Here is a 19690-nt window from a genome sequence, read left to right as displayed (position 1 = left end):
CACGTATATTTCACAAACTAAATAATTTCATCTGTAGATGATGGTAGCGCCGTAAAATTCTCTACTACCCACTCTGAAAACAGCGTTAACTCGGGTCTGTTATTAAGGTTCTCGTGCTGAATCAAAAAATAACGATCTTTAGTGTCGAGTGCGCAATCAAACAAGGGCACTAACGACTTATTATCGAACCATGCCTGACTAATGGGCAGCGGAATTAATGCAACACCCATTCCTTGCTGAGCAGCTCGTGCAATACCGTACATGCTATCTAGTTGAATGATTTGTTTAGGATCGAAATCCTCGACTTTTGCTGCATCTGCCCATTGGTGCCATGCCCAAGGTCTGCTACGATGAAGAATCAGTGGAAACTGATTGAGAGATTGATTCGATTGCTTAAATTCTTGCGCCACTTGCTGATTACAGGCAGGCACATAGCGCATTGGAAAAAGCTCTTCTACCACGCTGGCGTTGGGCTGGCTGCTTGATAACACAATCGATAAATCTGCCAGTGGCGAAGCTTGCTCGCCCACACTCATCATTTCCAGTTGCAAATTGATATCAGGATATTGCGCCGACCACTGTTTTAATTTCGGAATAAATAGCTCGCTGGCAAAAAACTCAGGCAAGGCAATGACAATGGTTTTATTAGAGGTGCGCTGAGTAAACTCGCTAATGGTGGACTCTAATTCGTGAATAATGGGCGCTACCGATTGATAAAACTGTTTGCCCATAGCGCTTAACGTAATAGAGCGGGTACCGCGAATAAATAGCTCGGTACCTAATTGTTCTTCTAACTGTTTTATTTGATGGCTTACTGCCGATGGCGTGAGATAGAGCTGATTAGCAGCATGCTTAAAACTAAGGCACTTGGCTGCAACACAAAATGAGCGCAACCCTCTGATAGGTGTTTGAACGGACATATAAAAAGACTTGTTGAAATAAACCACTAGCTAAAAGCAAGTGATATTCCAATAGTTAATGCATTGATTTTATTAGCTTTAAGTCATTGAAGTTTCGAATGGGTAAGGGATGTTGCACCGCTATAGTGCAATTGCACTAATTGGAGTCTTTATTTTGGATAAAAAAAGGCACCGTAAAATTCGGTGCCATTAAATAAATCAAATACAGGAATTGAAAAGGATTCCTAAGGGAGTCTAAGTGTTCTAAAAAATCTATCTGGAATCTTTAAAACAAGGTCATCTTAATTGGGGGAGGGAGTGTCGGCAAACGAGTTAAATTCACCGACAGATGAGAAAATCTGATGCGTTTAATTTTTGAACTATTCCAACAGTTTACGCAAGTAATAATTCGTTTGACCGATAGGGTAATCTTCTAGTTCGGCATAGACTTCATAACCTAATTTCTTATAAAAATCTAAGGCTTGGAAGCTACCTGTTTCGAGCTTAAAACGAGTTATTCCTTCGCCAATGGCGTAATTCTCCATACGGCGCATTATCTTAGTAGCTAAATCATTGCCTCGATATTGCTCGTCTACCCACAGCATTTCAATACTGCACCAGCCCCAACTGATATAACCAAAAATACCGCCAGCGATAGAGCCATCAATATGTCTGATCATACAAGCAACAGGACGCTTTTCGTTTTGCCACAATTGAGAAATGTTATAGGCGCGCAATCCCGTTAACAGATCTTCGACATCTTGTTGTTGCGGGGTGAGTACCGGTTCAATGATTAAATCTTCGATATTGCTCATTAGGTATGTGATCTTTAATTGAAATTATTCTGTATAATACTGGCGTTTTTTAGAAAGAGAAATACCATGCACCGCAATTGTGTCGTCTTGGTCGATGAGAATGATCAAGCAATGGGTAGTGCGGAAAAACTACTGGCGCACCAACAAGGATTACTTCATCGCGCGTTTTCAGTTTTTATTACGCGGCAACACCAAGGGGAAACTCAAGTGTTGCTGCAACAGCGCGCTGCCTCTAAATATCACGGCGCCTTGCTATGGAGTAACAGCTGCTGTTCACATCCACAGCCTGATGAAGATGTTGAGACCTCAGCGCTTAACCGTGTAGTCGAAGAGCTGGGCGTTGAGCTAAAATCCCTAACTTGGGTTGGTAGCCATTTGTACAAAGCGATAATGCCAAATGAGTTGATTGAACACGAGTTCGACCACCTTTTTGTTGCCCATGAAAACCCTGCCATCGATCAATTTAATCCCGACGAAGTACAGGCGTTGCGTTGGGTATCGATTGACAATATCGAGCTGCAATTACAGCAAACACCAGAACAGTTTACGCCGTGGTTTGCACCTACCTTTGAAAAGATTAAATCTGTATTAAGCTAGCGCTTGCGTAATTAGACATATTATCAGACACTGATTTTTTGTCTTAAGTGTTTGATTATATGCTTCAACTCCGCGATTTTTACGCTGATGATGCACCGTTTTTAGTGCAATATCTTAATGATGAGCAAGTAACCCGCTTTATCACGGCCGCTATTCCCAAGCCTTACACGCTCAGTGATGCCAAATGGTGGATTGAGTATAGCGAGGGTAATCCACTAATTCAGGCGGTTTGTCTCGATGGTCAGCTCATTGGTTGTATTTCGGCTCAGCCGGGGCAGTTTGAATATCAACGCAGCGCTGAACTGGGATATTGGTTAGCAAGATCTAAGTGGCGACAAGGCTATGGTAGTCAAGCGGTGGCGCTATTTGTCCAGCGACTAAAGCACACTCAGCGCTTCCAGCGATTATTTGTCTCAGTCGTCACCGCAAACCTCGCATCGATTGGTGTCTTACAAAACAATGACTTTGAATTAGAAGGCACCCTTAAACAGGTGTCGTTTAAAGACGGTCATTATTTTGATGAGCACATCTACGCCAAATTACTTTAAGGCTTACGACCAACAAATTGACTTATAAACGCCTGTTGCGCTTCATCGAAACCATCGAACTGGTGGATTAATTCAAAGTTTGGAAAATGTGTGGCAAGTTCGCCATCTTGCAATAAAAAGTTGGGGTTGCGCGGCCTACCAATATCGGCTTGTTGATGATTAAAGGTCTCATACACAACTAGGCCACCAGGTTTTAAAGCATCGACTATTGTCGGCATCAGCGGGCGATGCAAATAGCGAAAGACGACAATGGCATCGTACCGATTTTGTGGTAGTTGATACGGATTATCGCATTCTAAATCCGCCTCTATAATTTCACTCTGAAGCCGTTGCTGCTGTATCTCTGCTAGTGCTTCTGAATTTTTATCAAGGAAAGATACCTTGTGGCCCTGCGCTGCTAAATATTTGCCGTTACGACCGAAACCACAGGCGAGATCTAGCACCTTAGCGCTTGGCGGTAATAAGTGATTTACTTTTTGCAGCAGGATGGCTGGCTGCTCGCCGTTACAAGACATATTGTTCATTCTGTATTTAGATTTTGCGTGTTAGCATAGCTCACCTCATTTCAATTAGCGATAGCGCCGTACATGCAATCAGCCACAAACTCTTTGACTAAATTCATTCCCGCGTTGTTTGTGTTTTTATGGAGTACAGGCTTCATAAGTGCAGTGTTTGCACTGCCATATATCGAGCCTTTTTACTTGCTATTTTTGCGCATCATTATGGCGGTGGGCGTATTTGGTTTGCTGCTGTGGTGGTATAAAGCGCCCTTGCTTAAGGGGGAGCAATTAAAACATCAAACGGTAGCGGGACTGCTGATCCACGGTGCTTATTTGGGCGGTGTATTTAGCGCGGTGCAGTTTGGAATGCCAGCGGGCGTTATTGCACTGCTCGTTTCTATGCAGCCACTATTAACCGCCTTATTACTCATGAAAAGCGCCTCAATTAACGCCAAACAATGGCTAGGGCTTGCCTTGGGCTTTGGTGGCGTACTCATGGTGTTAGCCGCCAAAGGGGCATTGGCAGAATTTTCGTTAAATTGGCAAATGATAGCGGCAGCATTAATTGCGCTGTGCGGAATAACTTTTGGATCGCTGTATCAAAAGCGCTATAGCGGTTCGGTCAATTTGCTTAGCGCATCGTTTGTACAATATATCGCAACTGCTGTGCTAATGGCCGTATTAACCTTTTCTTTTGAAACGCAGGTTGTCGATTGGCAACTGCCGCTTATTCTGACGCTAGCTTGGTTAGTATTAGGGATGTCAGTATTAGCAATCCTATTGCTGCTATACATGATTAAACACGGTGCAAGCGAGAAAGTCGCATCGTATTTTTATCTTGTTCCCGGCATTACTGCCATTCAAGCGTGGCTCTATTTTGATGAGCAATTTCCGCCCTTGGCCATCCTTGGATTGCTATTGAGCTTAGTAGGCGTATATCTAACGGTTAAGACTGCTCCAACATCTGACTAAGTTTCTGAGTAATTGAAGTATAGGCATTGCGCTCTTGCGGCGTTAAATGACTTAATAACTCCTGCTCGCGAGTTAATACCTGCGGCACTATCTCTTCATACAACGCTTGACCATCTTTACTTAGTGACAGCGTGCTTGAGCGGCGGTCGGTTTTACTTGCCGTTTGGGTAACATAGCCGCTATCGCTTAGTTTGGCGATAGCACGGCTTACCTGCATTTTATCGAGGCGGGTGATTTGCATTATATCTTTTGCAGTAATGTCACTTTGCTGGGCTATTGCCGCGAGTGCGCGCCATTCAAAGCGTGATAAACCGTATTGCTGGCGATAAATTTGCGCAATATATTCACTCATTTGTTGGGCTAAAATTGAAAACTGGTAAGGAAAGAAGTTTTCAAGATCAAGATGTTGCTTCATTTTTTATACCCTTAAATCACGGCGACTGAGTCATTCTAACCACAATTGACTTTAGTAACAAATGATACTAACATCGAAATCAAACTAGTATCATTTGTTACTAAATCTTTTAAGCATGTAACTATTTGGCATGAAAATAAGAATGCCTTTCAATAATGGGAGTTATCCATGATTAACATCCAACAAATGCATCACGTGGCGTATCGCTGTAACTGCGCCAAAGAAACCGCTGAGTGGTATCAAGAGCACCTCAATATGGAATTGCTGGTGGCAATTAGTGAAGATCGCGTGCCGTCAACCAAGGCGCCAGATCCTTACATGCACCTGTTTTTAGATGCAGGCATGGGCAACATTCTCGCGTTTTTCGAATTGCCAAACAGTCCGAAAATGGGACGCGATACCAACACGCCAGAATGGGTTCAACACATCGCGTTTGAAGTGAAAGATCGCGACGAGCTCACCGCCGCCAAAGCTGAACTTGAAAGCAAAGGTATCGATGTACTTGGCATTACCAATCATGGCATTATTCACTCAATTTACTTTTTCGATCCTAACGGTCATCGTTTAGAGTTGACGTATCGCAGCGGCACACCAGAACAAATGGAAGAGCTTAAGCGCGTAGCGCCTGAGATGATCGAAGAATGGTCAGTAACCAAGAAAGCGCCGAAACATGCAGCATGGTTACACGAATTAGAATTTAGCGACGATAACGAATCTTAAGGACTCATCATGTCTTACAACTTATTAAATGAAACCCACAATCCAGCGCTAACTAGCTGGGTTGAGTCGGCCAATGGCGAGACTGACTTTCCAATTCAAAACTTGCCATTCGCTATTTTTAAGCGCAAAGGCAGCGATGAAAACTTCCGTGGCGGCGTAGCCATTGGCGATCAAATCGTTGATTTAGCGGCACTAGCCGACAAGAACTTATTCGAAGGCGACGTAGCAAACGCACTTAAGCTATGTAGCCAAAGCACACTTAACGAGTTTATGGCACAGCCATCACGCGTGTGGTCTGCATTACGTGCTGCACTATCAATGGCGCTAAGCACTGATAGTGAATATGAAATTGAAGTAGAAGCTTGTTTAGTAGCGCAAAGCGATGCTGAATATGACCTACCTTGTCGCATCGGTGATTACACAGATTTCTACACGTCGATTCACCACGCAACAACTGTTGGTTCGTTCTTCCGTCCAGACAACCCATTACTACCAAACTACAAGTGGATCCCAATCGGTTACCACGGCCGTTCATCGTCAATTGGCGTATCAGGCCAAGCCTTCCCACGTCCAAAAGGTCAAACTAAAGCACCAGACGCAGACGCACCAAGCTTCGGCCCATGTAAGCGTTTAGACTACGAAATGGAAATGGGTATCTACATCGGTGGCGGTAATGAATTAGGCGATGCTATCGCACTAGACGACGCCGATGAGCACGTATTCGGTATGTGTTTATTCAACGACTGGTCAGCACGTGATATCCAAGGTTGGGAATATCAGCCATTAGGTCCATTCCTTGCTAAAAACTTCGCTTCAACGGTATCACCATGGATTGTCACTAACGAAGCGCTAGCACCATTCAGAATGGGCTGGACGCGTGACGAAAACGATCCACAGCCAATGGAATATTTATCAAGTCAGCGTAACAGCGACATCGGCTCTTACGATGTGCAAGTAGAAGTGTTCCTTGAAACACCAAAAATGCGCGATGCAGGTGAACCAGCGGCTAAGCTAACCAACTCAAGCTTCCGTCACTCTTACTGGACGACAGCACAAATGGTTGCTCACCACACAGTAAACGGTTGTAACTTAGTTGCAGGTGACTTCTTCGGTAGTGGCACGCAATCAGGTCCTAACGCAGAAGAAGCTGGTTCATTATTAGAGCTAACCAGCGCTGGTAAAAATCGTCTTGATTTAGGCAACGGCGAAACCCGCGGTTTCGTTGAAGACGGTGACGCCATCGTAATGCGTGGTTTCTGTGAAAAAGAAGGCGCAAAACGCATCGGTTTCGGTGAGTGTTACTCGCTAGTGCTACCAGCGAAATAAGCTTTTTAAGTTTTAGAAATGAGAAAGCCAGCTAATGGGAATTAGCTGGCTTTTTTTGTCGCGTCTTTAATCTGTGTAACTCTTACTTTTAGTGTGAAGCCTATTCAATCATTGTTGCAATCGTGAGCAAATAGTACTCAAATATCTTGTTTTCTCCGGTTATGAAATTTGAATAATCAGAAGCTTTTTTAAATGCTTTATCTTTGTCTTTTCCACATTTTTTAAATACTCGCTTAAGTGAACTTATCATCGCTTCTTTCTTTTCTGGAGCATTAATCTTAGCATCGAGTGCCATTATATATTTATCCCCAAGGAGCTCTTTATTCGTCACGACTAGCTCAATCGCTTTGCTGTATCTTTCATTTGTAAATGTGTAATCAGTAAAGTTTTTATAGCCATGTTGCTTGAGATACGCATCAAGAGAAGACTTTTTACCACTTATATAGCCTATTACATCTTCAGATATTACATGCGCCATAAGCTTTTTTGGCACTTCACAGTTGTCACTTAGGACTCCTGCGTTAGAATTTTTTATAGCTAGTAATGCTATGAGAATAAATATCAATCTTTTCACTTTAAATTCCTTTAGTTTTATCTTTAAATTTGACCCAGTGAATTAATGTTTGAGACTCTGCTATTTAGTGAGGAACCGAATAAGTCCCAGTCGCATGCGCTATCGGCTCTGCCATCCCTTCTGAATACAAAAATACATCACCAACGATTAATGATTTTCCGACTTTAATGAGGCGACATTCGCCAATGATGTCTTTGTTAGCGGCTGGCTTACGTAGGAAATTGATATTGAGGTTGGTGGTAACGGCGAGGGAAACTAGGCCGATTTCGTTGAGAATAGCGACATACAAGGCTGTATCTGCAACTTCCATCATGGTTGGCCCCGAGACTGTGCCGCCGGGCCTTAAATGCTGGTGGCCGATTTCCTTTTTAACAACTGCACTACGCTTACCTAATTCTTGAATAATAAAATCAGCTTGTGGAAATTCAGTTTTAAAAAACTCGTCGAGTTGTTCCTTGTCTAGCATTTCTAAGTCTCAGTAACTAAAAAGTAAATACCTTAACACGGATTTTTATACATTAAAAAATAAGCGTTTATCGAATTACTGTAATTAAGTATGCAGAACTTATAGCGCAGATCACTCCCGTTTTTTATCGCCTTAATTTGAAAATAGCGCAGTAAGAAAATCATGGATGATTTTCTAGTATTTGCCGCAGGGACGCGGATCAAATACGGTACTGAAAAAGCTATTTTCAGATTAAGATTGAGCGATAAAACCACGGGTCGCCTTTTTGGGTTACTTTTTTTGTAAATCTCGTCCTGAGATTTATCGCTGCGCGACCCGCTTTCGCGGTCCTAGAATATTCCAGATATTCTAGTGGCGACGCACAAATTTGTCTGGAACAAATTTGAATAGCCGCAGGCTACCCGTAGGGGGAAATACAGGGATGTATTTCATAAAAAAAAGTGACTGGTGTGCTATCACTTAAGAAAAATAGGCACGAAAGGCTAATAAGCACACCAAAAAGTTACGCTAAACTCCTAGAAATCGTATTTCACCCCAACAGTAAACATCCTTGGCTTACTAGCACGCGCCCCAAATGGACGGCGAGAGACAATATCTTGCTGGTCAGTTAGGTTGTCGATTTTGCCGTATACACGTAAACCTTCGCTTAACTCCTTATAAGCTGATACATCGATTTGGTCGATGGCGTCAGTCCAGTAGCCTGAGAGTTCGGTGCGTTCACCTGCTGCTTCACGCATCTTATCCACGTGTTTGGCAATTAGCGCTACTTTCCAATCTTCACCTTGTAGACCTGTTTCGATGCTCCATTGGTTCTTTGGCATGTATGGTAATTCGTCGCCTTTGCTGACATCGCCCCATTGGATAAAGGTCGATAAGAAATCGCTTTGGAATTCTGATTGGGTGTAGGTGTAGTTGATGCTCAGTGGAATAGAAATACTGTCCGTGAGTTGCCACTGGCTTGCATAGCTAGCTTCTAGGCCTTTCACTTCAACCGCACCGCCATTGAACTCTTGGTCGATGTTGCTTAAACAGCCGCTTGAGAAAGTACAGTTGCCTTTTAGGTTTGAGTAATCGGTAAAGAAACCGACGATTTCACCTTGAGTGACGCCATTGCCGTAGCGCAGGCCAAACTCGTAATTCCAGCTTTCTTCGGCATCGATGTCATCGCCTTGGCTTGGACCATTGGGTACGAAGCCTTTGTTGACGCCAGCTAGTAAACCAAACTCGTCGTTTAGGCGGTAGAACGCGCCTAATCCCGGTGAAACCAGTGTTTGGCTGTTAGTGGTGTTGTTGGCGGCGTTGAGTAAGTCTTTATGTTTGCCGTCGATGTTTTCGATGCGCACACCACCTGTGACCGTTAGCGCGTCAAAGGCTAATTGGTAGTTGATGTGAGTGGCTAGTGCGTCGACTGTATCCTTGTTCTTGATGGTGGTTAGCGTATCACCGTTGGTGGCGACTAGCTGGCCTTGTTGCATCAAGTAAGGATCTTCAAAGTGGTTACGCTCTACTTGATCTTGGTGGAAGCGAATGCCGAATTCCAGCTCGCTATCGGCCCCAAAGTGATTGGCTTGCCAGACTAATTTCGATTGAATGCCTTGTGAGTAATATTGGCGATCGTTATGGCCATACATCAGGGTGTCGGTGCCAATTTGCGAATCGCGTGCGCCTGTTAATACATCGTAATAAATTGCGTTTAAACCAGTCGTTGGCGACTGTAATACAGTTTGAATAGAGCGATTGGTGTTAAGGCGGTTTAGCTTGCCCCAGTCACGGTCGAAATCGCGGCGGTATGCCTGAGTGTGAATACTTAACTCGTCGTTAAACTCGATGTAGTGGCCAATTTGGGTTTGCGTGTGATCCCATACCATTTTATCGTCTTGGCTGGCAGCGTAACGGCGGTTTGGTTTGGCTTTGAAGTCGTCTTCGGTGAGACCGAGGTAGGTTTCGTTTGACTCTTCGTCGCTGTAGCCTGCTTTAAATTGCCACAGTTGGTAGATGCCATCGTCTTCTAACTCGTAGTTGAGTTTAAATAATACTTCGTTTTTAACAAAGCCTGTATCGCCACCGTTGTCGAGCTCTTTAAAGCCGTCTGATGACAGGCGCAGACCTTCAATCAGCATACCTAGATTGTCTTTGCTGTAGTTATAATAAGCGTGGGCTTTTTGGTAGTTATCTGTACCGTAGGCCAGTTCTAGGTTGCCTTTGTTTTCATCTTCAATAGCGCGTGACTGCATGTTAACCGCGCCGCCAACGGTGTTAGGGCCATAGCTAATAGCCGATGGACCTTTTAGCACTTCGATGCCTGTCATGCGGGCTGAATTGGGGAAGTAATAAGCCGCTGGCGCTGCGTATGGCGCGGGTGCTATAAGTACGCCGTCTTCCATTAAGGTAATTTTGCTACTGCGCTCGGTGGTCGCGCCGCGAATACCGATGTTTGGGCGTAGGCCGTAGCCGTCTTCTTCGCGAATATAAACGCCGGGAACGCTTTGTAGGACACGGTGAATATCGTCAAATTCAAACTGCTCTAATTGCTCTTTGGTAAGGGCATAAGCTGAGCCAGTTTCTTGTTTGAGCTGTTGCTTTTGACCGATGATGCTGATGATTTCAATTTGTTTGTCGGTTTTGTCGCTCTTGGCTTCATTGGCATTGGCGTGAAGCGCGGTTAAACCAGTAAGAGCGAGTAATAGTTTTGAAGCTGTTGTCATTGCGTATTATTCCGCTGAAATTAGGATTGAATAGTCGTTAGGTGGTTGTCCCAACGAATATCGTTAAATTTGAGAAATTGCTGCTTGGCTTGATTCAGGTTGAGGACCTGACCTTTACCGTTGGTGGCAACCACTTGGCTATTGGCGAGGCCAAGGCCAGCGACATCGCGCATTTTGATGCTGCGAATGTACTGATCGTTGTTTAGATCCCACAGGGTAATCACATCGCCGCGCGGGCAGCTAATGGCCACTTGTTGAGCGCTGCTGTCGACACACACGCTGGCGGTGTAGTGATTGAGGGAGCGCCATACCACGTCATCTGCTTGTAAAAACTGCAAGCTGTCTTGGCCGTGATGACTAATGGCTAGCGGCACATCGTCAGATTTCGGCCCTTGATATTGCAGTCCTGCGAAAACCTTGCCTGAATCGCTAACATCTAGATGGCGAATACTGAGCTGGTGGATGGCTAAGCGATATTGGTCGATGATGTTGCCACTTTTTAAATCCATGTAGGTGAGGGCAGGCGACATAGTATCGAGATTGAGCTTTTTTCGCGGCCATTCGGGATGCGTTTTAATGCCGCCGTTGGCAATGACTAAGGTGTTGCCATCGGGCATTAGTCGACATTCGTGAGGGCCGACGCCGCCGCAGTGATAGCGCTCAAGCACTTGATAATTATCGCTATCGCGCACGACTATTTCGCCATGACCCGCAGCAAAGTTATTTTCTACTGAAAATAGCTGTTTACCATCGCGGCTAAACACGCCGTGACCGAAGAAGTGGTGATCGCTGCCTGAGTCGATGCGCTGAGTAATTTGCCCAGTCGCAAAATCGACTTCCATCAAGAAGGTGCCGGGACGGCGTGCAAACATGATGGCGTGTCCTGCTTTTGTTGGATGCGCGGCACTACCGTGACCACGGGCGGGCAATGGCACGGCGCTAATGAGCTTGCCAGCTAAATCAAAGGCACCAGCAAAATGTTGCTTGTTTTGATCAAAGGCGCTCACCAGCCATTGTTGTGACTGGCGATTAATAACAAGTGGCAGGCTGGCTAGCGCAGCTGCGCCGCCAACGCCGAGTAGAAACTGACGACGGTTAAGCATTAGTCACCGTCGTTTGAGTTAAAACCGATGCTTAAATCGAGTTTTTGAACGAATTCAGCCGTTAGCGTATCGCGTACGTCACGAATTTTCGCGATGGTGTTTTCTAGAATTGCGCGCTTAGCATCATCGTTAAGGGCGTCTTTGTAAGAGCCTTCTAAGCTGCTGATTGCGGCCTGTGCAGCATCGATTTTTTCTTGCATTGACGTCGCTGTGGCTTGAGCATCTAAGAAGTCTTTTAAGATGTCGTCGAATCCGTGGCCTTGACCAGCTGTGTAAATGGCTTCGAAGGTTTCTAAGTTAACTTTAATGCTGTTAAGCGACTTGTCGCTTAGTGCGTGCTCGGTAATGTTCGGTAGACCCGGTGCGGCACTGCCTACTGGTTTTAAGATTTTTTCGTCTTTTACGCGTTCAACTTGTTCTAACCAGTTGGTGACTAACTCTTCTACTGCGTCTTTTTGACCTGTGAACTCGTCGGTACCATCTTGCACTTTCTTGATGTAGTTACCGCCAGTTGGTGCCCATTGGGTGTGTACTTCTGTCGCCATGTTGGCGATGTTTTGACTCACCGCGACAAGTACTTCACAACGCTTGTCTTTGTTGCTGGCGCTGAGTAGGTTGTCGTTGTTATCTTCTGGGTAAAGCAGCATTTCGGCCGCTGGAATACCTTGGGCACCTGTTTGTTTTTTCGAAACTAAATCGGCGGTTACTGCTTCTGATAAAGCCAGCAATTCGGCGACGCCGCGTTCTACGGCGTTATTGCCATCAGGCCAGTTTTGAATACGAAACGAAGTGAAGTTGTCGACAACAGGTCCCACCTTGACCCATTGCACGTTTTGCCAACTCAAGTTGCTGTCAAGCCACGCGCTGCGCACTGTATCAAGGTCTGTATCTGTTGCATTGGTTAGCGCACAAAAATCGGTTGCCGCAGTGGCGAACTCATCACTTTCTGTTTTAAAAGCGGCGTAGCCCGGTAAAATGTGATTTTCCGTTAGATCCTTTAGGTAGCTGGCGTATTGGTCAGTAATAGTTCCCGTCGGTGTCGGCGTAGGAGTTGGTGTCGGCGTCGGCGTTGGGGTAGGTGTTGGAGTCGGCGTCGGTGTGCTGTTAGAACCACCACCGCCGCCACAAGCAGCTAGAGTCAGGGCTAGGGCGACTGAGGTGCTAATAATGCTTAATTTTTTCATGCTGTAGTTCCTAAATTGATTTCACAAAAGTCAGCAGCGAATCACGCTGTGCTTTTGTCATTTGAATAAATTGTTGTTGGGAAGCCGCTGCTTCACCGCCGTGCCATAAGATGGCTTCTTCGATTGAACGAGCGCGGCCGTCGTGAAGAAAACGCGCCGTTGCCGATAATTCTTTTTGCATGCCGATACCCCACAGTGGTGGTGTGCGCCACTCGCGGCCGTTGGCGTCAACTTCGGTGATGCCATCGCTTAAACCTTCTCCCATGTCGTGCAGTGCTAGATCGGTATAAGGCCAGATTTTTTGACCTGCTAGCTCTTTAAGCGGGTAGTTCTCGTCGGTGGTGTAACTTGGCGTGTGACAGCCATTACAGCCAGCTTGATAAAACAGCTTGCGCCCTTGCTGGGCACTTTTAGATGTTAGATTGCGTGCTGGTTGTACTCCAATGTAGGCGCTAAAAGCATTAACGCGGCGCATGACGCGCTCTGGAGCTTCGAGTTCATCGGGATGGCCTATTTTTGCGACTTGCTGACAGCCCACTTGTACTTCGGTGCAGTTTTCATCAGGGAAGATTGGATTGGTAATGCCGATATCACCGACAAAGGCGGCAGCCACTTGTTGATCAAGCGTTGGGTGCAGTGCTTTAAAACCAAAACGACCGATGGCTTTGTCTTCGCCTGAAATACGATCTTTTACGCGGTTGTAGCGTGCGGAAATGCCGTCATTGTTTTTATCATCGATGTCTTCTTGGGCGAGTAAGTCACTATTGCTAATGGCATCGAGTAGTCCCATGCCGTAAATGCTTGGCGCATAGCGCGGCGATAAACCAAGATCTCTAGCAAGTGGACCATGACTAAAGTGGCTTAGGGCGTAACTTGGTTTAATAAGCTCGTATGTCGAACCGTCGGCGTATTGGCCGTTAATGGTCTGATATTGTAAATCCAGCATTGCTTCGCCTTGTGGCTGCTCGGTCACTGATTTGTTGAGCAAGGTGATAGAGCGCGGCTGAATTTGACCGCCGTAGTTAGGATCGACGGCATTAACACCATCGATGGTGCTGCCAATGCGGATCAAGAGCGATGATGGTTTGTGTAAGCCAACAGGTGACATAGGGCCGCGGCCACCATCGTGATGACAGGTAATGCAAGAGCGGGTGTTAAAGAGAGGGCCTACGCCATCACGACCTGTGGTACTGGCAGGGGCCACAACCCAAGGATCGCGAAAGAAGGAAAAACCGCTCCAAAACTCTAACTCTTTCATGCGATCGACATTGCGGCCTATTCCGATGAAAGTGTTGTGAGAGAGTCGTTTGACGGTCATTTCACCGCCGGGCAGTAACTCACTGTTGTCAAAGGCTGGTACCTTACTGCGCTGGTATTCCAACGCAGTAATGGCGACAGCACCAACTAATACAGCAGTGAGCATTAATGCCTTTTTGTTCATTACAGCGATCCTAAGAACGCTAACAGTTGATCGCGCTCGGCTTTAGATAATTGGATAAATTTGTTTTTAGCTGCTTCGCCTTCACCGCCGTGCCATAAAATTGCTTCGGCATGATTGCGGGCGCGGCCATCGTGTAAGAAAGTGGCTTTTTCGTTAACGGTTTGTACCAGACCTGTGCCCCATAACGCTGGTGTTTTCCATTCGCTACCAGAGGCTTCGCCCATTGGCATGCCATCGGCTAGGCCGTCACAACGCTGCACGTAGTAACATGCTTCGCCAGTGGTACAAGCACTGCCGTCTTCAAGTTCGCGAGTGACTTTACAGCTGCCGCCCATGTCGTGAAGCAACAAGTCAGTGTATGGATAGAATGTTTGCTCAGATAAGTAGTCGACTTTATTTGGCTCTGCGGTTAATTCCGTGAGGGCAATACCGCCTAAACGACTATCAACAACTTCACCTGTTACGTGACGCGGTGTGTGACAATCGACACAGCCTGTATCGAAGAATAGTTTGCGGCCTGCGACGATATTTTCGTCCCAAGTTTCGTTGCTTGAGTCAAAGCCACGACGTACCGGAACACCCAGCACTTTGTTGTAGAATTCAACAAAGGCAAGTTGACGATTACCGATATCTGGCTCATCGCCTTGCGCCTTTTCTTGCTCTGCTGCGCTAACACAAGCGATTTGCTTGTCGGTACAAGGTTCGCCGATAAATAGTGAGTTGGTGACACCGATATCACCGCGATAGGCGCCAGACGCTTGTTGTAAGACGTGTGGGTTTTGCGCTTTGTAGGCAAATTTACCGACTTCTTTTTCACCCGTCATCACGTTGGTGACCATATGAGCGCGGCCAGAGATGCCGTCGTTGTTAGTATCTTCTGGATCGGCAAGTGCCAGTAAGTTGGCGTCTGGAATGCCTTCTAAAAGACCTGAGCCAAATACCGCAGGAGAAACACGAGCCGAGAAAGCCACTGTGTCATTAAAATCACCGTAGCTTAAGTCTTTTACTTTGTAAGTTGGTTTGCGCAATTCATAGCTGGTGCCGTCGGCGTATTGACCTGTAATAGTTTCATATTCAACAAAGGCATAAGCTTCGCCGTAGAGCTTGTCGCCATTAATTGAGCCAGCGTGCTTTGATAAGATTAAGGCGCCATCGTCATTATTTTCTTCTTGTAGCGCGAAGGTTTGCAGCTGGTCGCCGTAAATTGGATCAGGATTACCTTGTGCATCACTGATTTTGAGGAACATGCTTTTCATTGGTTCATCAGGTGATGCTGGCACTACGCCTTTACCGTCGTTGATGTGACAACCTTGACAGCTGCCGGCATTGATAACAGGACCACGACCTTCGTGAGGTGTTCTAAATAAGTGATCGCCTGAGGTAAAGAAACCGTCCGCTTGGAAGTCTTGTTTAACTGGCGTTGGTCGCTGACTAAAGGCATCGTGAGTGTGTACTGTGGTCGTAATTTGCCCACCAGTAAGATGTTCGCCTGCCACTGGTGCCTCGCTCGTTAGCGGTGTTAAGCCGCTGTGATCCACTGTTGGAACTGGTGTAGGAGTCGGCGTAGGCGTTGGTGTTGGAGTAGGTGTCGGACTAGATGAGCTACCACCGCCACCACAGGCAGACAGTGTTAAGGCTAATGTGATTGAGGCTGTGATAATACTCAGTTTGTTCATTGCTGTTTTCCTACATTGAGCGTGATGCTTTCGCTCATTACTAATCTGCTAACCAAATGGTTTAAATACGTTGCTAATTTAAGTGATACGGTAATCGCTTTTAATTCGTATTTAGTATAAAAGAGCTGCTGTGACAAAATTGTCGCTAAGTCCATCAGACCTCTGGGGAGGTGGTTATTTATCGCGAGATAAATAGATATTTCGTCCGTGATTAGATACGACAAAAGGGTTCACAGTGTGAACCCTTCCATTTCATAACAACTCGTTAATCATTACCGATTATGGTAACGATAATGGTTAACATTGTCGCTAGATTTTCTCTTCAGTATCTTGACGTAGGTCATTAGTTGTTACGTTAAGTGCTTTAATCGCTTCTTCGATGTCATCTGTTTGAGCAACTAAGGCTTTGATTACCGCAATAACGTTTTCTTGGTCGATGCCTTCTTGGATTAGAAGATCGAATGGCATACCTGTTTTCGCTTTAGTATCGATAACTGCTGCTGCCGCCATTGTCGCTTCAAGAGAAGCGCGTAGTTTGTTTGCTAGCTCTGGGTTGCCTTCAGTGATTAGTAAATCGTAGATAGACGCACCTGTGATTTCTTCGCCGTTTACACGAGTGTAAGAAGCGTTGAAAGAGTTTTGAACACCTTTAGCGTTTAGGTAGATATCACGGTGTGTGTTATCAGAGAAACAAGAGTGCTCGTCTTCTTGTGAGTTGTTGATTAGTGCAACGTTAATACGCTCACCCGCTAACTCACCGTAGCTTAGACGACCCATGCCTTCTAAAATTAATGCTAGAGAAGCGTCACCGCCAGCAACGAATTTTTTGTAGTGCGCGCCAGCAACTGGTTCCCACGCGTCAACAACAGTTGTTAAATCGTCAATTAGAATGTCAGCAGCAACTTGTAGGTATTTACCACGACGCTCACAAACACTGTCTGCCATAGCGTTGCCAACACCTGAAGTACAACCGCCAGAAACGTTGAAGTCTGTTAATGGACGTTGACCAGCAGTTGCGTCACGTACTGCTTGGTTTGGGTTCGTTGGAAGGTTCAAGTCTTGACCCCAAAGTAGGAATTCGATGGCGTGGTAACCAGTAGTTACGTTACGCTCGTCTTCGTTAGTCTCGAATAAACCAGTTACTGTAGCTTTATCGATGTTAGGGTAGTTTGTCGCGTCAGCAATGATGTTGCTGCTGATTGCTTTTGTTTCATCTTCTTGGAATGCGTTACCGTTAACTGCTGGTGACGTAGAGATGTAATCGATAAGTGCTTCACCTAGTGGCCATGCGTTGATTGCGCCTTCAGGACCTGTAGTACCGTCTTCGTTTTCAAAGTCGATTGGACCTTCACGGAAGCGGTAAACTTCAGTTTGGCCGTAAGGTTCGCGAGCATCTAACCACGCTTGCTTAGCTGCAGTGAAGTTCTCTGCAGTTGGGTTTGCAACTAGCATGTCGATTGATTCTTTTAATGCTACCGCAGTAATTAATGAATCTGAGTAAGAAGCGTATGCGATGTTTGCATTGGTTTTGATTACGTCGTCACGTGCTACGAATGTTGTGTGACCATTAGTACCGTCTTTACCATCAACACCGTTTGTACCATTGGTACCATCTTTACCGTCATCACCGCTACAAGCTGCTAAGCCAAGGCCTAAAACAACTGCTAAGCTGATTTTTGAAACTTCTTTCAAATTCATTTGCGCTATTCCTTAAAAATTAATGAGTTAACATGCTTTTAAAAATGATTATGAGATTTTTAAAAGTATGCTATTTATTACCAAGTGTTAAAAAACGCGCAAATGATAATTCTTATCATTTGTTAGATCAAGTGTTAATGAGAGTAATTTACATTTTAATTGATTTTAAACAATTTAAGGATTTTTGAGGGGGGGAATAGTCACAGGAATGTAAAAAAAGGGCGCTGTGAATAAGCGCCCTGAGCAAATCATTTATTTATGTAGAGTGGTTGAATTCTGAATTAGAATTTGTAACCAACAGATACCATGTAAACCATTGGGTCAACTGATACTTCAACTTTGCCTGGTACAGAGCCATCGATTGCTTTGAAAGAAGCAGTAGTATCGATGTCGATGTAACGTGCTGAAGCGTTAACTAACCATTTTTCGTTTAGGTGGTAGTCGAAACCAACTTGTGCACTTAGGCCCCAAGAGTTTTTAAGTTTTAGATCAGTTAGGTTTAAGCCGCCAACTGAATCTGCGCCAGTTACACCTGGTGCGAACTCTTCTTCGAAGAATACAGTGTAGTTAATACCTAGGCCAACGTATGGTTGGAATTTGTCGCTAGGTGCGTTTAGGTAGTAAAGCGCACTTACTGTTGGCGGAAGGTGAGTAGTTTCACCTAAGTCTAAAGTTGCGTCGCCACTGTGTACTTTTAAGTCATGAGTAAATGGAGTTGCTGCTAAAACTTCTACTGCTACTTTGTCTGTTGCGAAGTAAACGAAGTTTAGACCTAGTTGAGTATCGCTTTCTACAGAAGCTGTTAATGCACCAGCGCCTAAATCTACTTTGTTACCGCCAGCGTAAACAGTTGCTTTGTCGCTGTTAGGTTGTACGTTTACTGCACCAACGCGAAGGATCATATCGCCAGCTTTGTTTGCCATTGCAACTGAAGAAGTAGTTGCTAGTGCTGCCATCATCGCGATGTTAATTAGAGTTTTTTTCATGAGTTATCTCCAAAAGACTTTGTAATCTTTGCTGTGTTATCTGATGGCTAGAATTATGCGCTTGATGAGAATTAAACATTTGATTCAAATCAATAAAAATGCCGCAGTGGCGCGGCATTCTTTGACCTGAATCAATTGTTGATTCGCTTTACTATTTTTTGCAGAAAAATCTGGAACTATCGCAGGTAGCGATTGTGGAATTCGAGGTGTTGTTCGATAAAGCTGCTAATGAAGTAGTAGCTGTGATCAAAGCCATCGTGATAGTTAATTTGTAATGGGTAATTGGCATTTTTTGCGACCTGCTCTAAATTTTTTGGCAATAGTTGCTGCTCTAAGAACTCATCTGCCAGCCCTTGATCGACTCTGATAGGCAATTGTGTCGTTACCTGAGCAAGTAAATAACAGCTGTCGTGTTCTTGCCACGCGCTTTTGTTATCACCTAGATAGGCAGTAAAGGCTTTTTGTCCCCACGGACAATTAGTTGGATTCGTAATTGGACTAAACGCCGAAATACTGCGATAGCGTTGCGAGTTCTTTAAACCAATAGTCAAAGCGCCATGGCCACCCATTGAGTGCCCAGAAATAGCGCGAACGTCACTAACAGGAAACGTTGCTTCGATGAGCTTTGGCAATTCGTCGACGATGTAGTCATACATTTTATAATTTGAATCCCACGGCGATTGGGTGGCATTGACATAAAAGCCAGCGCCTTGACCTAGATCGTAAGCATCATCATTCGCAACATCTTCACCGCGTGGGCTAGTGTCTGGTGCGACGATAGCGATACCTAATTCAGCGGCTTTTCGAAAAGCTCCGGCTTTTTGCATAAAGTTCTCGTCGGTGCAGGTTAAACCCGACAGCCAATACAACACAGGTACTTTATTATCATTAGTTGCCTGCGGCGGTAAGAAAACGGTAAACCGCATATCGCAGTTGAGTGTTGTTGAACGATGGCTATATTGTTTGTGCCAGCCATCAGACACCTTGTTAACAGCGAGGTTTACTATAGTCATAATGTTTCACAGAAATTTTTGAGGGTAGGGAGAGCGCCCTAACTGATGCTAG

The 19690-nt window shown here is 45.2% G+C and carries 19 protein-coding genes; 5 read left to right on the top strand and 14 right to left on the bottom strand.

Annotated features, from left to right (window positions below):
- Positions 1-17 precede the first annotated feature (17 nt).
- The gene (locus MHM98_RS03990; RefSeq protein ID WP_239437956.1) at positions 18-920 is read right to left on the bottom strand and encodes a LysR family transcriptional regulator; all 903 of its coding nucleotides are present in this window, start codon (positions 918-920) and stop codon (positions 18-20) included.
- 359 nt (positions 921-1279) lie between these two features.
- Positions 1280-1714: a GNAT family N-acetyltransferase gene (locus tag MHM98_RS03985; RefSeq protein ID WP_239437954.1), complete on the bottom strand. Its 435-nt coding sequence runs from the start codon at positions 1712-1714 to the stop codon at positions 1280-1282.
- A gap of 66 nt (positions 1715-1780) precedes the next feature.
- On the opposite strand from MHM98_RS03985, the gene idi reads away from it, so the two are divergent.
- Both idi and MHM98_RS03975 read left to right on the top strand, forming a co-directional pair.
- Positions 1781-2311 (top strand): isopentenyl-diphosphate Delta-isomerase, encoded by a 531-nt coding sequence (idi, locus tag MHM98_RS03980; protein WP_239437952.1) that lies wholly within the window; start codon positions 1781-1783, stop codon positions 2309-2311.
- Positions 2312-2370: 59 nt separating this feature from the next.
- The gene (locus MHM98_RS03975; protein ID WP_239437951.1) at positions 2371-2859 is read left to right on the top strand and encodes a GNAT family protein; all 489 of its coding nucleotides are present in this window, start codon (positions 2371-2373) and stop codon (positions 2857-2859) included.
- Here the strand turns inward: MHM98_RS03975 and MHM98_RS03970 are convergent.
- Positions 2856-3374 carry a methyltransferase domain-containing protein gene (locus MHM98_RS03970; protein WP_239437949.1) on the bottom strand — a complete coding sequence of 173 codons (519 nt, stop codon included), beginning with the start codon at positions 3372-3374 and terminating at the stop codon, positions 2856-2858. The genes MHM98_RS03975 and MHM98_RS03970 overlap by 4 nt on opposite strands.
- A 72-nt stretch (positions 3375-3446) precedes the next feature.
- Between MHM98_RS03970 and MHM98_RS03965 the strand changes: the two genes are divergently transcribed.
- Positions 3447-4331, top strand: a complete 885-nt coding sequence (locus MHM98_RS03965; protein WP_239437947.1) for a DMT family transporter — start codon at positions 3447-3449, stop codon at positions 4329-4331.
- Here the strand turns inward: MHM98_RS03965 and MHM98_RS03960 are convergent.
- A complete protein-coding gene (locus MHM98_RS03960) occupies positions 4306-4746 on the bottom strand; it encodes a MarR family winged helix-turn-helix transcriptional regulator (protein WP_239437946.1) in 441 nt (146 codons plus the stop codon). The two genes, MHM98_RS03965 and MHM98_RS03960, sit on opposite strands and share 26 nt — an antisense overlap.
- Before the next feature lie 168 nt (positions 4747-4914).
- Here MHM98_RS03960 and MHM98_RS03955 point away from each other — a divergent pair, with 168 nt between their 5' ends.
- Together MHM98_RS03955 and fahA are read left to right on the top strand one after the other, a co-directional pair.
- Positions 4915-5466, top strand: a complete 552-nt coding sequence (locus MHM98_RS03955; protein WP_239437945.1) for a VOC family protein — start codon at positions 4915-4917, stop codon at positions 5464-5466.
- Positions 5467-5475: 9 nt separating this feature from the next.
- Positions 5476-6792 (top strand): fumarylacetoacetase, encoded by a 1317-nt coding sequence (gene fahA / locus MHM98_RS03950; protein ID WP_239437944.1) that lies wholly within the window; start codon positions 5476-5478, stop codon positions 6790-6792.
- A gap of 100 nt (positions 6793-6892) precedes the next feature.
- On the opposite strand, the gene MHM98_RS03945 is transcribed toward fahA, so the two are convergent.
- From MHM98_RS03945 to fghA, 10 genes are all read right to left on the bottom strand, one after another.
- The gene (locus MHM98_RS03945) at positions 6893-7366 is read right to left on the bottom strand and encodes a hypothetical protein (RefSeq protein WP_239437943.1); all 474 of its coding nucleotides are present in this window, start codon (positions 7364-7366) and stop codon (positions 6893-6895) included.
- Between the two features lie 64 nt (positions 7367-7430).
- Positions 7431-7832 carry a PaaI family thioesterase gene (locus MHM98_RS03940; RefSeq protein WP_239437942.1) on the bottom strand — a complete coding sequence of 134 codons (402 nt, stop codon included), beginning with the start codon at positions 7830-7832 and terminating at the stop codon, positions 7431-7433.
- Between the two features lie 515 nt (positions 7833-8347).
- Positions 8348-10537 carry a TonB-dependent receptor gene (locus MHM98_RS03935; protein WP_239437941.1) on the bottom strand — a complete coding sequence of 730 codons (2190 nt, stop codon included), beginning with the start codon at positions 10535-10537 and terminating at the stop codon, positions 8348-8350.
- Positions 10538-10557: 20 nt separating this feature from the next.
- Positions 10558-11640, bottom strand: a complete 1083-nt coding sequence (locus tag MHM98_RS03930; RefSeq protein WP_239437940.1) for a DUF1513 domain-containing protein — start codon at positions 11638-11640, stop codon at positions 10558-10560.
- A complete protein-coding gene (locus MHM98_RS03925; protein WP_239437939.1) occupies positions 11640-12824 on the bottom strand; it encodes an imelysin family protein in 1185 nt (394 codons plus the stop codon). The genes MHM98_RS03930 and MHM98_RS03925 overlap by 1 nt, the downstream gene beginning before the upstream one ends.
- Before the next feature lie 10 nt (positions 12825-12834).
- Complete coding sequence (locus MHM98_RS03920) at positions 12835-14265, bottom strand: di-heme oxidoredictase family protein (protein WP_239437938.1); 1431 nt, start codon at positions 14263-14265, stop codon at positions 12835-12837.
- The gene (locus MHM98_RS03915; protein ID WP_275441377.1) at positions 14265-15941 is read right to left on the bottom strand and encodes a di-heme oxidoredictase family protein; all 1677 of its coding nucleotides are present in this window, start codon (positions 15939-15941) and stop codon (positions 14265-14267) included. The genes MHM98_RS03920 and MHM98_RS03915 overlap by 1 nt, the downstream gene beginning before the upstream one ends.
- Before the next feature lie 309 nt (positions 15942-16250).
- On the bottom strand, positions 16251-17639 hold the full coding sequence (locus MHM98_RS03910) for an imelysin family protein (RefSeq protein WP_239437936.1): 1389 nt from the start codon (positions 17637-17639) through the stop codon (positions 16251-16253).
- A gap of 281 nt (positions 17640-17920) precedes the next feature.
- Positions 17921-18625: an OmpW family outer membrane protein gene (locus MHM98_RS03905; protein ID WP_239437935.1), complete on the bottom strand. Its 705-nt coding sequence runs from the start codon at positions 18623-18625 to the stop codon at positions 17921-17923.
- Positions 18626-18801: 176 nt separating this feature from the next.
- Positions 18802-19638 carry an S-formylglutathione hydrolase gene (fghA, locus tag MHM98_RS03900; RefSeq protein ID WP_239437934.1) on the bottom strand — a complete coding sequence of 279 codons (837 nt, stop codon included), beginning with the start codon at positions 19636-19638 and terminating at the stop codon, positions 18802-18804.
- Positions 19639-19690: the final 52 nt, after the last annotated feature.

Origin of the sequence: Psychrobium sp. MM17-31 (genome assembly GCF_022347785.1) — a bacterium.
GTDB lineage: Bacteria > Pseudomonadota > Gammaproteobacteria > Enterobacterales > Psychrobiaceae > Psychrobium.
Note: the sequence above shows the minus strand (reverse complement) of the source record. Positions and strands in the feature narration are given on the sequence as shown.